Source organism: Sphingobium sp. TKS (assembly GCF_001563265.1).
Classification (GTDB): domain Bacteria; phylum Pseudomonadota; class Alphaproteobacteria; order Sphingomonadales; family Sphingomonadaceae; genus Sphingobium.
On record NZ_CP005090.1, the window covers coordinates 21,285 to 34,300 of the forward strand.

13 protein-coding genes and 1 pseudogene are annotated in these 13,016 nt (G+C 64.1%); 11 read left to right on the top strand and 3 right to left on the bottom strand.

Translation table 11 applies throughout. From position 1 onward, the window contains the following. Window positions 1-5 precede the first annotated feature (5 nt). Window positions 6-638 carry a YciI family protein gene (locus K426_RS29780; RefSeq protein WP_007686013.1) on the top strand — a complete coding sequence of 211 codons (633 nt, stop codon included), beginning with the start codon at window positions 6-8 and terminating at the stop codon, window positions 636-638. Between the two features lie 59 nt (window positions 639-697). Next, on the top strand, window positions 698-1,738 hold the full coding sequence (gene linD, locus K426_RS29785) for a 2,5-dichlorohydroquinone reductive dechlorinase (protein ID WP_013035740.1): 1,041 nt from the start codon (window positions 698-700) through the stop codon (window positions 1,736-1,738). 205 nt (window positions 1,739-1,943) lie between these two features. Here linD and K426_RS32785 read toward each other — a convergent pair. Further along, window positions 1,944-2,078: pseudogene (locus tag K426_RS32785) on the bottom strand (IS6 family transposase); the annotation flags it as partial. Between the two features lie 63 nt (window positions 2,079-2,141). On the opposite strand from K426_RS32785, the gene K426_RS29795 reads away from it, so the two are divergent. Beyond that, a complete protein-coding gene (locus K426_RS29795; protein ID WP_001389365.1) occupies window positions 2,142-2,906 on the top strand; it encodes an IS6-like element IS6100 family transposase in 765 nt (254 codons plus the stop codon). 162 nt (window positions 2,907-3,068) lie between these two features. Continuing rightward, window positions 3,069-3,782, top strand: a complete 714-nt coding sequence (locus K426_RS29800) for a phospholipase A (protein ID WP_007686167.1) — start codon at window positions 3,069-3,071, stop codon at window positions 3,780-3,782. A 47-nt stretch (window positions 3,783-3,829) separates the two neighbouring features. On the opposite strand, the gene K426_RS29805 is transcribed toward K426_RS29800, so the two are convergent. Both K426_RS29805 and traA read right to left on the bottom strand, forming a co-directional pair. Next, the gene (locus K426_RS29805; protein WP_007686165.1) at window positions 3,830-4,567 is read right to left on the bottom strand and encodes a DUF6118 family protein; all 738 of its coding nucleotides are present in this window, start codon (window positions 4,565-4,567) and stop codon (window positions 3,830-3,832) included. Window positions 4,568-4,574: 7 nt separating this feature from the next. After that, window positions 4,575-7,706 carry a Ti-type conjugative transfer relaxase TraA gene (gene traA, locus K426_RS29810; RefSeq protein ID WP_007686163.1) on the bottom strand — a complete coding sequence of 1,044 codons (3,132 nt, stop codon included), beginning with the start codon at window positions 7,704-7,706 and terminating at the stop codon, window positions 4,575-4,577. A gap of 174 nt (window positions 7,707-7,880) precedes the next feature. Between traA and K426_RS29815 the strand changes: the two genes are divergently transcribed. The 7 genes from K426_RS29815 (at window position 7,881) to K426_RS29845 (ending at window position 12,147) form a co-directional block, all read left to right on the top strand. Next, the gene (locus K426_RS29815; protein ID WP_007686162.1) at window positions 7,881-8,186 is read left to right on the top strand and encodes a conjugal transfer protein TraD; all 306 of its coding nucleotides are present in this window, start codon (window positions 7,881-7,883) and stop codon (window positions 8,184-8,186) included. A 37-nt stretch (window positions 8,187-8,223) separates the two neighbouring features. Next, window positions 8,224-8,442: a conjugal transfer protein TraD gene (locus K426_RS29820; protein WP_007686160.1), complete on the top strand. Its 219-nt coding sequence runs from the start codon at window positions 8,224-8,226 to the stop codon at window positions 8,440-8,442. Then, the gene (locus K426_RS29825) at window positions 8,439-8,720 is read left to right on the top strand and encodes a hypothetical protein (RefSeq protein ID WP_007686159.1); all 282 of its coding nucleotides are present in this window, start codon (window positions 8,439-8,441) and stop codon (window positions 8,718-8,720) included. Before K426_RS29820 ends, K426_RS29825 begins: the two co-directional genes overlap by 4 nt. Then, the gene (locus K426_RS29830) at window positions 8,717-9,652 is read left to right on the top strand and encodes a HEPN domain-containing protein (protein ID WP_007686157.1); all 936 of its coding nucleotides are present in this window, start codon (window positions 8,717-8,719) and stop codon (window positions 9,650-9,652) included. The genes K426_RS29825 and K426_RS29830 overlap by 4 nt, the downstream gene beginning before the upstream one ends. Next, a complete protein-coding gene (locus tag K426_RS29835; RefSeq protein ID WP_007686155.1) occupies window positions 9,645-9,917 on the top strand; it encodes an antitoxin VbhA family protein in 273 nt (90 codons plus the stop codon). Before K426_RS29830 ends, K426_RS29835 begins: the two co-directional genes overlap by 8 nt. A gap of 45 nt (window positions 9,918-9,962) precedes the next feature. Continuing rightward, entirely contained in the window at window positions 9,963-11,639 is a 1,677-nt protein-coding gene (locus K426_RS29840) for a type IV secretory system conjugative DNA transfer family protein (protein ID WP_007686152.1), read from the top strand. A 76-nt stretch (window positions 11,640-11,715) separates the two neighbouring features. Further along, window positions 11,716-12,147 carry a hypothetical protein gene (locus K426_RS29845; protein ID WP_007686151.1) on the top strand — a complete coding sequence of 144 codons (432 nt, stop codon included), beginning with the start codon at window positions 11,716-11,718 and terminating at the stop codon, window positions 12,145-12,147. Window positions 12,148-13,016: the final 869 nt, after the last annotated feature.

A 13,016-nucleotide genomic window follows, 5' to 3' on the forward strand; every position in this document is an offset into this window, starting at 1 on the left:
GTCCCATGCTGTTCTCCGTCATAACCACCATCTCGCCTGAAAAGCTGGCAGAGCGCACAGCAGCCATACCGGCACACCGCGCCTATCTTGCGTCGCACACCGCAAGCATTTTGGCAGTGGGGACCACCTTCGCCGAAGGCGGCGATTTGGTCGGATCGACATATCTCGTTGATGTCGACGATTGGAACGCAGCCCGGGCCTTCATCGCCGAAGACCCCATGACCGTGTCCGGGGCACGTCAAAGCATCGACATTCTTGAATGGCGGATGGGCGGGTTCGATCGGCGATACCCCTGGCAAGGGGCGAACGTCGAGAGACAAGACGCAGCGCATCAAAGTCTGAATAAGGAAGGGGTGAGCGCTGCGCCCCAACCTTCGCTCCGCACACGCCATCTCAGAGTGTTGCTGCTGATCACCACGCTCGCGCCGCTAGTGGCCCTCGTCAACATTCTCTTGGGCGACACCATTGCCCATCTTCCCGTTTTGCTGCGCTCCTTCTTGGTCGTGGGGCTTGTCGTGCCCGCCGCGACCTATGTTGCACTGCCGCTGCTTACCGGCCTTGCGCGCTGCGTGGGGCAGGAGCGCCGGGAAAGTTCACCAGCCATCCGGCCGCCGGCGGAACACACTCATTCTACATGACGATTTAGCCCGCAAAAATCCCCGAACGTCTCAGTTCCAGGCAAAAGGATCATAAAAATATGAGCGCTGATACAGAAACCCTGGCGAGGAAAGTCCGTGAAGAGGTTATCAAGCCTGAGCAATCGACTCTGATTAGCCCGGATCGACAGTCACCGAGCCTCCTTCGCCGCGAAGCGACGGTCGAACCGCGGTTCGAACTGTTCCACTTCGTGTTCTCAGTCTGCTCGCAAAAGGTGCGCGGCACCCTAATGGAGAAGGGCGTGACCTTCGGCTCCAACGAGTTGACGATCCTTCCCCCGCAGAATGAGAATTATTGTCCGCAATATGTCCGGCTGCGGTTGCGATCGGAAGCCGCAGCCAAGCACCGTCCTGTCAGCTCGTTCACTGGGCAGTCGTCTGTTGATTCCGAAGGGTTCGACCCGCTCGTCGTACCGACCCTCGTCGACCATGAGACCGGCCGGATCCTCGCCGATTCCAAGGCAATCTGCCTCTACCTCTGCGACGCCTTGTCCGGCGGTACCGATCTTCTGCCCGCCGACATACGGGAGGCTGTGCTCAAGCAGGTCCAGCTCGCTGACACGACGCCCCATGTAGCCCTGCTCTACGGCGCCGATCCGGACGGTGATCGTCGGCCCGAAAGCATGCAGGCGGTCATGCCCGGCATCCACGCACACAAGATCGACGCCGTGCGCCGCAATATCCCGCTCGCGGACGGCGACCCGCTTCTCCTCGAAGCCTACCAACACAAGATTGTGAAGGAGGAAGCCGCCGCCTCGTTCGTCATCAACGAGCCGCAAATGCGGACCGCCATCTCGAAGGCGGAGCAGCTGGTTACCGATCTCGATCGCGACCTCGGGGCGTCCACCGGACCTTGGCTGTTCGGCGACCGCTTCACGCTCGCCGACCTGTTCTGGGCCGTCAGTCTCTACCGCTTCCTCTGGCTCGGCTATTCGGGTTTCTGGAAAGACGGTGCAGGCAAGCCCCGTGTCGAGGCCTATGCCAATCGGCTCTTCGCGCGGCCCTCCGTCAAGGATGCGATCATCCAGTGGCCCGGCCATCCGCCGAGCGAGAATGTCATCCATCTCCTGAGCAACGCCTAAAGGCAACCACCGCGCCGTCCGCAAGCGACGCGGTCCATGCCCTGAACGCGTCGTCCGGCAGGGCCGAGACCATTCAACAGCGCTCGAATCCAGGACGAGCATGGATTTCTTATATGGATCAAACACTTCTCGAAGTACGCGTAACAAAAAAGGCTCTGTTGCAAAGATTGGCGGCAGTCAGAGGTAGGCTGTCGCTCTGCGCCGATCAGGCGGCTGCTGCGAAATGGTGGTTGAGCATGCCCATGGCCTCCGTCAGCGCCGAGGGCCCAATGCCAAAAGCTCTCTCCACAAGGCGCACCTCGCCCCTGATGCCGGGCTGCAGGCACCAGGGGCGAGCCTGTCGGCTCTGTTGCAAAAATCGTGAAGCTTGAGCATGCTTGGCGGAGATTGGACGGACGGAACGATGACGGATTTCAAGTGGCGCCATTTCCAGGGTGATGTGATCCTGTGGGCGGTGCGCTGGTATTGTCGCTATCCGATCAGCTATCGCGACCTTGAGGAAATGCTGGCGGAACGCGGCATTTCGGTCGACCATACGACGATCTATCGCTGGGTCCAGTGCTACGCCCCGGAGATGGAGAAGCGGCTGCGCTGGTTCTGGCGGCGTGGCTTTGATCCGAGCTGGCGCCTGGATGAAACCTACGTCAAGGTGCGGGGCAAGTGGACCTACCTGTACCGGGCAGTCGACAAGCGGGGCGACACGATCGATTTCTACCTGTCGCCGACCCGCAGCGCCAAGGCAGCGAAGCGGTTCCTGGGCAAGGCCCTGCGAGGCCTGAAGCACTGGGAAAAGCCTGCCACGCTCAATACCGACAAAGCGCCGAGCTATGGTGCAGCGATCACCGAATTGAAGCGCGAAGGAAAGCTGGACCGGGAGACGGCCCACCGGCAGGTGAAGTATCTCAATAACGTGATCGAGGCCGATCACGGAAAGCTCAAGATACTGATCAAGCCGGTGCGCGGTTTCAAATCGATCCCCACGGCCTATGCCACGATCAAGGGATTCGAAGTCATGCGAGCCCTGCGCAAAGGACAGGCTCGCCCCTGGTGCCTGCAGCCCGGCATCAGGGGCGAGGTGCGCCTTGTGGAGAGAGCTTTTGGCATTGGGCCCTCGGCGCTGACGGAGGCCATGGGCATGCTCAACCACCATTTCGCAGCAGCCGCCTGATCGGCGCAGAGCGACAGCCTACCTCTGACTGCCGCCAATCTTTGCAACAGAGCCCTTGCGCCCATTGTGAAGACCGCTACGCATGAGGCCGAAAATCGCTCGAATCCGAATGCACCGATTCTTCCACCGCCACCTACCGACAGAAAAGCCGGCAACGCCTTTGTGGACAATCTCGACCTGTATGAACCCATCTATGCCGTTTACGGGCCAGGCACCGACAGCGAAGCTCGCATTCAACTGAGCTTCAAATATCGCCTGTTCGGAGCCTCGGCGAACAGCCAGACGTCTTCCAATTGGCGAGACGGGCTGTACCTCGCCTACACCCAGAGAATGTTCTGGGACCTTGAAAGCAAATCCTCCCCGTTCCGCAACATCGATTTCCAGCCCGAACTTATCTACATCACACCGACAGTTGGCCTTACCGGCGACATCGCCATGACCGTGCAGGCGGGTATTCGTCATGAGTCCAACGGGCGGGACGGTCCCCAGTCGCGCAGCATCAACAGCATCTACATCGCTCCAATGGCAACCCTTCCGATCGCCGGCGATTACAGGCTAACATTCGCCCCCAGGCTTTCCCTGTATGTCGGTAACAAATCCGACAATCCGGATATCGTCCATTATCGCGGACATGCCGGATTGTTCATGGAGGTCGGAGAGGATAATGGACTGCGCCTCTCCACCTCCACCCGTTTCAACTTCGGTTCGGGCAAAGGGGCTGTCAATGCCGACCTGTCCTATCCGTTGCCCCGTCTCCTCGGCGGTGGTCCCGATCTCTATCTCTTCGCCCAGTCCTTCTACGGCTATGGTGAAAATCTGCTCGATTATAACCGGCGCACCCGCCGGTTACGTATAGGCGTTGCTCTCGTGCGATAATCTTGAGGCGACGCCACAGTCTTTCTCTCGCAGAGTTCATGCCGGTATCACCTTCCGCCATCGGGCCTGACCTCGATCGTGCAGCGCACCGGCTTTTTCGCCTTGTCAGCCTGCTCGCGGCATTTCTGCACCGCCTCGCGGTTGCCATCGACGAGCGGCGAGGCCGCGACGATCAACGCCCAGCTCTCGGGCGCGGCGGTCTGCATCAACCGTTGCCCCGCATCCCACATCGTCGGTTCGCCAAGCGCGTGCATCGCCCGCCGCTCGGGCCAGTGCCAACTCGCCGGCATCATCCGCGCGACCGGGCCGGCGAGCGCCGCATAGAGCAGCATCCCCAGCGCCGCGCCCCCCAGCCCGGTCCCGATCAGCCAGCGGTTTTGCACATCGCCGCGCCGTGCGGATGCGAGCCGGTTGCCGACCTCGCGCGCGGCCTGGTCCAGTCCTGTCCGGGCTTCGGCGATCAGCCGTTGATCCTCGCGACGGGCATGGAGCGCCGCCGATACGATCTCGCCCGCCATGTTGTGAGGCGTCATCGACAGGAGAGGACTTTTGGCGATGGGGTCGATCTGCTGCACCAGCACCCCCAGCACCTTTTCGGTGCGGGCCAGCGTCGGCTCGTAATCGGGTATCTCGATGGACTCGCGCGTAGCAGCCAGCCCCGCGATCGCGGCGCGCAGCAACCCGACCTCGCCATGCACCGACGCCAACCGATCCTCGACCCGCGCGAACGCCAGCGCCGGATCGTCACCAGCATCGGGTTCGCGATATTCATCCTCGTCCATCATCCTCTCCCTATCGGCTCAATCCGCGATCGTGACTGATCCCCAACCCCCGCGACAGCTCGCGCCCAAGCTCGCGGCCCGGACTCATTCCGATCTCAAGCCCCAGCTCGCGGGTGCGACCGCGCAGGATCGATTCCACCTGGGGATCGCGCTCAAGGCTTTTCGCCATGCCCGCCATCTCCTGCCCGAGCGTCTTGCGGCCCGCCATGTCGCCGGCGCGATAAAGCCGGTCGCGATCCTGGGAGAGCTGTTGCCAGCGTTCCACGAACCGATCGGCGCGCAAGTTCGGATCGGCCCGCACGCGCGCCTCTTGGCGTATCGCCTCGATCATCGGGCCGCTGCGCCCCGCCGCCGCCTCGCGCAGCAAGCCGGAATCGCGCTTCATCGCCTCGGCCATATCGTCCGAAGCTCGCGGCCGGAGCGTGTCGAGCGCCTGAACCGCGCGCTCGAGCGCGACCTTCTGATGTTCCAGCACCGGCCCGCCCGACGCCCGCGCCTGCAACACCGCCTCCGCCGAACGCGAGGCCCGCTCGACCGCGCGCCGGAAATCGCGATCCTGGCCCTGCTCGGCCCGCGCGGGCAATTCCTTCGCCGGCTCCGGCGTCGGCGTGCGCTGGGGCAGTTTCAGCCCGTCAAACATGCCCCGCTTGGGAGCCGGCTTTTCCTTCGCACCCTGTGCTGGCTCGGCCGCCTTCACCGGCGCGGCCGACAGCTTCAAGCCGTCGAACATACCGCGCCGCGACTGACGCTCGGCCGCGGCCTTCGCCTCGCCGGCACCGCGGTCGCCGCCAATATCGGGCGTGCGGGAATCCTCGCCCATCTGGCGTGAAGTTCCCGCGCGGGGCGCGAGGATCTCCACGCCCTTCCGCTCGGGTGCATCCGCAACGCGGATCTCACCCGACAGCCCGCGCCGATCGGCGAAGGATTGCGCCTCGGCATCGCGATCCCGATACATCGGATAGTCGGACGCCATATCCTTCGCCCGCTCGCGCGACAGCGTGCGGACAAGCCGGCGATCGTCGGCGAAGTCATCGCGGCCGTAATGGAGCTGCACCCCGTCGCGATGCCGGGACAGCGCCACATAGGCCGAATGGCGGTCCATGCCGGGGGTCGCCAGCACATGCGCCCGATCGACCGTCACGCCCTGCGATTTGTGGATGGTCGCCGCATAGCCATGATCGACATGGGCATAATCTTTCAGGTCGAACGCGACTTGACGGCCATCGTCCAACTTCACCGCCATGCTGTCGGGCGACACGCGCTCGACCTTGCCCAGCGTGCCGTTCTTCACCCCAAGGCCGCGATCGTTCTTGAGGAACATGATGCGGTCGCCGGTCGCGAACTCCCGCGCGCCCCGCTCGGCCGACACGCGCACGTCCTGGCCCAGCTCGCCGGCGTCGCGCAGCCGATCGCGCGCAGCCAGGTTCAGGTCGCGCACCTCGGCATTGGTATGGGTGAGGATGATCCGCGTCTTGTCGGGATCGGCGATGCGAGCGCGATCCCAGCCCTCCACAAGGCTTTCCCGCGCAGCCTCGCGCGTCTCGGCCGCGTGGACCATGCCATGCTCGGCATAGGCATGGATCGCCTCGCCGGTGCGGCCTGTTGCGAGCGCCCGCGTGGCGTCTTTCTGCCAGTCCTCATGCTGCCGGCGAACATCGCTGATCTCGGCCGCGCCGTAGCGCTCGGCCAGCGATCGGAACGCAGCGCCAGCCTCGATCGCCTGCAACTGCTCGGCGTCGCCGACAAGGATCACCTTGGCCCCTGCCCGTTCGGCCTCGGACAGCACCCGCTCCATCTGGCGCGTGCCGATCATGCCGGCCTCGTCAATCACCAGCACGTCGCGCGGACCTAGCAGCTCGCGGCCCTGCTCCCACTGATATTCCATGCTGGCGATCGTGCGCGAGGCGATACCGGAACCGCCCTCAAGCCCCTCGGCCGCGATCCCCGACAAGGCCGCACCGCGCACCTGATAGCCCGCCCGCTCCCATTCGTCGCGCGCAACGCCCAGCATGGTCGATTTGCCGGTGCCGGCATAGCCGACGACAATTGCCAAGTCGTTCTTGCCGGTGATATGCGCGAGCGCGTCCTTCTGCTGGCTTCCCAGCGCAAGGCCAACCCTCTCGGCGGTGTCTCGCCCCCCCATTTTAGACGCCGCCGGGAGACCATGCCCGGCCCGATCCGCTAGGCCGTAGCCGGCGCGCTCCAACCGCTGCTCGGTGTCGATCATCTCGCGCGACGTGAACCGGTCCTCGCCGCGTCCGTCCTTCCCCAGCGCTACCAGCTCGGGCGAGGTCCGCACCGCGCTCATCACCTGATCGAACTGGTCCTTGCCGTCGCTATGCCGGAACGCGAACTGCGCCAGGTCGCGCCGCGTGAACGTCGCCTGTTGGCGCGTGATCGCGTCGAGCGCGATTTGCGGATTGGCGATGATCTTCTCGCCATTCTCCCGCGCGATCCGGGCATGGTCCTCGACCCGCTCGGCCTCAAGCCCCTGTTCGGGCATACGCGACGCCGCCGGCCCGATCTTGTGCTGCGGCTCAAGCTCGATCCCCTGCGCCTCATAGCTGCGATGATCTATGCGCGCGTCTATATCCAGTTCGGCGAGGCGCTCGTTCACATGATCGGCCCACGCCTCGCGCCACTCCTGCAACAGCGCCGTGCTGTTCCACTCGCGCACCTTCTGGCCGAAGCCCTCCAGCCCTACCTCGCGCATCGACAGCATGACATGCGCGTGTGGCTTGGATTGCCCGTCCTTTCCCAAGTCCCAATGCACGTTCATGTCCGCGACCATGCCGCGCTCGACAAACTGCTTTTCGACAAAATCGCGGGCGAGCCGGATGCCCTCTTTCTGGTCCAGCTCGCGCGGAATCGAGAACTCGACTTCGCGGGCGAGCTGCGCGTCCTTGCGTTTCTCGCCCGCCTCGACCTCGTTCCATAGGGTCGCGCGATCGTTTAAACGCTCCGGTGTACCTTCGGGTAACATGATTTCCGAATGGACGACGCCGGCCTTGTTCGAGAAATCATGGTCGCGTCCTAGCCGGTCGTCGTGCAGCCGTTCCGCCGCACGATAGGCCGCGCTGGCAACGGCGCTCGATCCGTTGGCGCGACTGATGACCTTGGCCGAGAAATGGTAGATCGCCATGACGGCCGCTATACTGCCTTTCTTAGCGCACGTCGGCAACGACGTATAAGCGCGCACTCACACTCTCTGCCGTTCGCATGATTGACTTTGCCGCATTTTTTATCCGGAGCTGCTGTCCTGTCACCGCGACCGTGCTACGCTGCCACTCCCGATCATGGGCGCGAGGGAGAGAATATGCGTAAGGTCCGCGACTATGACGCCGAGTTGAAGGCGCTGGGCGACAAGGCCCGCGCCCTCAAGGCGAAGAAGGTCCAGCAGCTAGGCGAGCTGGTCACATCCACCGGGGCCGATGCGCTCGATCTCGATGTGCTGGCCGGGGTGCTGCTCGCCGCCGTCGAATCTGCCAGCGCCGACGAAAAGGAGGCGTGGCGCGCGAAGGGGTCCGCCTTCTTTCAAGGACGCGGCCGAAAGGCTGGCCGAAGCACTGGCGGCAACGCGGGAGGCGGAAGCAAAACTGGCGCAGGCGAGACGCAGGGTTGAAGCCGCACAGCGCCGCACCGATACGAGGGAATGGGCCGTGGCTCGCCGCGAACGCACCCGCCACCTCATAGAGCTGGGCGGCCTGGTCCAGAAAGCCGGCTTGGTCGAGCTGGCCGACGACGATCGCGCCACCCTCTACGGCGCGCTGCTCGAACTGGCCGCCAAGGCGCGCGAGGACCGCGACCGGCTCATGCTCTGGAAGCGGCGCGGCAAGCGCGCGTTCGACGCGGAAGCGGAAGGGAGAGACGCACCATGAACAGGCTCGATGTCGAAGCGATCCGCGCCCAGGTCCGCGCGCTCGATTTCACGCGCGGCACCCCGGCCGAAGTCGCGCTATGGCGCGAGGACGATGCCGACGCACGCGCCAATCTCGCGATCGAAGGCATGGACCTCGACTTGGCTGAACACGCCCTGTTCGACATGCTCCGCGAGGAATCCGTGCCCCCTCCCCTCGCCACCGCGATCGTCCTCAAGCTCCTCGATCATCCCGACGCCGACCCGACGCTGGCGATCTCGCCGGCGACGATCGGATGACGATGCGGACCGGCCTCGACCATCTGCCCGCCGTCAAGCGCCGCGAGCTGGAACGGGTCGCCCGCGTCCTGTTCGATGAATTTGAGGATGCCGTCAAAACCAAGCTCTCGGACAAGCGCAAGGGCGGCCGCATCCTCAAGCTGATCCTGTTCGGCTCCTACGCACGCGGCGATTGGGTCGAGGATCGCGCCAGCGGTTACATTTCCGATTATGACCTGCTCGTCGTCGTCAACGCCGACACCTTCACCGATCTGCAAACATGGTGGGCGGTCGCCGACGATCATCTGGTGCGCGAGCTGACCGTCACCAGGCACCTCGCCACACCCGTCAATTTCATCGTGCATTCGCTGATGGACGTGAACGACCAGCTCGCGCGCGGCCGTCCCTTCTTCGCCGACATAGCCCGCGACGGCATCGCCCTCTACGAAGCGCCAGGGCAAGCCCTCGCCGTGCCGCGCCAGCTCGACGCGCAGGAACGCCACGCCGAAGCCCTGCGCCATCGCGACCACTGGTTCCCGCTCGCCGCGCACGCGCTCAAGCTCGCCCGGGACAGCATTGCCGATGGCGTGCCGCGCGATGCCGCGTTCATGCTCCACCAGGCCGTCGAGCGGGTCTATAACGCCGTGCTGCTCGTCCTGACGCTCTACGCGCCCAAATCGCACCGTCTCGGCATCCTGCGCTCGCTCGCCGAAAATCTCGATCCCCGGCTGATCGAAGCCTGGCCGCGCGATACCCGCGCCGCCCGCCGCCATTTCGCGCAGTTGCAGCGCGCCTATGTCGAGGCCCGCTATTCCCATGCCTATGAAATCACCGCCGACGAACTGGCCTGGCTCGTTGACCGCGTGAAGCATCTCCACACGATCGCCGGCGCGATCTGCGCCGAACACCTCGCCGGCGACGACACCCCCGAGAAAAGCCCCGCCGATGAATGAGCATCCCATATCGGACGACGAACGCGCCCGACGCCAGAAGGCGATCGATTTCGCGCGGACCAATATCGAGCTGTCGGGCTTCGCTCTCTCGCCGGGAATGGCGGCGCTGGGCGTCCGGTTCGTCGCCGGCGAACTCTCCGAAAGCGAATACATCGCCGCCGCGCTCGCTCATGCCAACAGCCTGCCCGCAAGCGCGCCGGCGCAGGACTATTTCGCCAGCCTCGCAGAACTCGAAGCCGCATGGGAGGCCCGCGATCGGCCGTGATCCGCGCCGGATATTGGGAAATGACGATGGGAGGGAGTCCTGATGATGGAATGGTTCCGCCAGCTCGGCCGCGCGATCCGTAACCTTGCGCGCATCGCGCGGACCAACCCGATATGGGCGATCACCGCCCTTGTGGTCAGCCCGGTCGCCCTCATCCGCCATCTGTTCGGCGTCCTGGTGCTGTTCCTCATCACCGCCCTGGTGCTGGGGCTTGGGGTGCCGCTCATCCTCGGCAAGCTGCTCGGCCTGCCCCGCGATTCCAATATCTACCAGATCGTGATGATGCTGACGGGCCTGGTCATCTTCCTCGTCACGCTGCGCGCCCTCTTCCAACCGCTGATCCTGCGTTATGGCGGTCCTGCCGGCGACGACACGCACGGCTCGGCCCGTTTCGCCACCGATCGCGAGACAAAGCCCCTCGCCCAAAATGGCGACGGCCTGCTGATCGGTCGTGATCGCAAGTCGGGCAAGCTGCTGCGCTACGCCGGCCCCTCCCATCTGCTGACGATCGCGCCGACGCGCACCGGCAAGGGCGTGGGGACCATCATTCCCAATCTGCTCGACTATCCCGGTTCGGTCATCTGCATCGACCCCAAGGGCGAGAACGCCCGCATCACCGCCCGCCATCGCGCCAGGTTCGGCCCGGTCCATGTCCTCGATCCCTTCGGGGTGACGGGCATCGCCTCGGCCGCGTTCAACCCGCTCGATCGCCTCGACCCTGCCGGCCTCGATCTCGCCGACGACGCGATGACTCTGGCCGATGCGCTGGTCTATGACGCTCCCGGCGAAGCCGGCGAGGCGCATTGGAACGAGGAAGCCAAGGCGCTGATCGCCGGCATCCTCCTGTGGGTGGCCTGTGACCCGCAAGCGCAAGGCCAGGATCGCACGCTGGAAGCCCTGCGCGACTGCCTCACCTTCGCCCCTGATAATTTCCAGCGGATGCTGCGGGAAATGTCGCGCAGCACGCAGGCGCGGGGCCTGATCGCGCGTGCCGCCAACCGCCACCTGGGCAAGTCCGACCGCGAGGCAGCCGGCGTGCTGTCGGCCGCGCAGCGCCATACCCATTTTCTCGATTCCCCGCGCATGTCGGCCGTGCTGGGCCGCTCGGATTTCACCTTCGCCGATGTGAAGGCGCAGCCCACAACCGTTTATCTGGTGCTGCCGCCCGATCGGCTCGCCACCTATGCCCGCTGGCTGCGCCTGATGCTGGCGCAAGGGCTGACCGATCTGGCGCGCGCACCCGCCTCCCCTGCCCGCCCCGTCCTGTTCCTGCTCGATGAATTTGCCGCGCTCGGCCGCCTCGAACCTGTCGAGCGCGCTATGGGCCTGATGGCCGGTTACGGCATCCAGCTCTGGCCGATCTTGCAGGACGTTCACCAGCTCCGCGCGCTCTACGAGCGCCGCGCCGGCACCTTCCTGTCCAACGCCGGCGTCTTGCAGATATTCGGGGTCAACGATCACGACAGCGCCAAGCTCGTCTCCGATCTGCTCGGCCAGGAGACGGTCGTGTTCGAGACCATGAGCCGCGCGATCGACGCGGAGGAAACCGGCATATCGTTCGGGTCGCAGCATGTCGCGCGGCCCCTACTCACGCCCGATGAGGTCCGCACCATGCCGGCCAATCTGGAATTGTTGTTCCTCGCGGGGCAACGCCCGATCGTCGCGACCAAGCTCGCTTACTATGCCGATCGCGAGTTCGCCGGGAGATTCGACAAACCGTGAACCGGACTATCGAGCAAGGGGATAGGCCGATTGTTGTATAGTGTCAGAACCGCCGCCAAGGGCGGAAGGATAGGATATGGATCAGCGCGTCATTGATCTTTGGGACCGGCTCATGGCCTATGGAGAGAGCGGTTCCGCCCCTCTCCCCGCGATCCGCGATGAAGTGTTGGAGCTGCACGCGGCGATTACCGATGAGGAAAGCCGGCTTGGCCTCATGCGGATATTCAATCTCGTTTGCGACCTGGTGGCCGTGCATCTCCAAGAGACGAACGGCAATGTTGAAGCCTTCGCCCAACACCGCCAGGGCCAGATATGGATGTTCCTGCGCGCGGAATGCCTTGTCGATGGCGTGCTGGACCGGGACCGGCTGCGGTATGTGACCGGGCGCGAGGTGCAGGCCGGTCGCATGACGGAGGATGATCCGCTGCGCCGCTACGCATTGGGCGATGACTCCGCCTTTGATGGGCTTATGGCAGCGCCGCCGCCACAGAAGCGGACGCGCCATTAGGACCGGCTCAAATTCTACGCGCTAGATCCTCTGACCCCGCGAGGATCTAGCTTTCCAAAAAATCAGCCGCCTGGGAAGCCCGTAGAGCGCCATGCCGGCCGAACCCTCCCCGACCTTGCCGAACGTCTGAAATGAGGCCCAGCGGCCCGGAAATCGCGCCTGTGGCGACATTTCCGCCTGCCCTGCCCTCTCGGATTGATCGCTGTCCTATCCGCCTGGCTTTTCTGGAAAGCCAATTGCGACGGTGCTGCTGGCGCTGTGGCTGCGATGGAGGCGCAGCGTTTAAACGATCCCCTTTCTAACAAAAAGCGTGCCGGCGAAGCCGGCTCATCATGGGGATGCCGGGTGGGAGGATCGCTAAAGCGATCCGGGGCGGCCGAAGGCCGCGAGCCGGCGGGGCGAAGCCCCAAGAGGCGGTGTTTTTCTTCTTTCTGATTGTGCCTGAAGCGCGGCGCTGGTGAGTCGCGCTGCCGTTGTCCCGATTTTCGGGACAAGCTGTCCGATCTGGCGGGACGCTGGTGGGTGAAACCACGATGATCCAGCCTCTCGTCATAATCTTCCGCTGAAGTTATCCACAGGTCAGCCTAGTGTTAAAATATGGGTTTAGTGATGTGTTACGGAAATTCGGCCTGCCCGGAAAGGCGCAGAAATCCTCGCTTTTTTGGCAGAAATTTGCCGCGCGGTGAATCCGCTCTGACGAAAAAGCGAATCCAGAGTGACGAAAAGGCGAATCCACTATGACGATAGCGCCAGGCCTTCCCTGCCGCGCTCAAGCGTAATCGAAATGACGATAGCGCGGCGGTGAATCTGAAATGACGATAATCCGCTTGCGTATGTGAAATGACGATAGTAGCCCTAGCGTTAGTGAA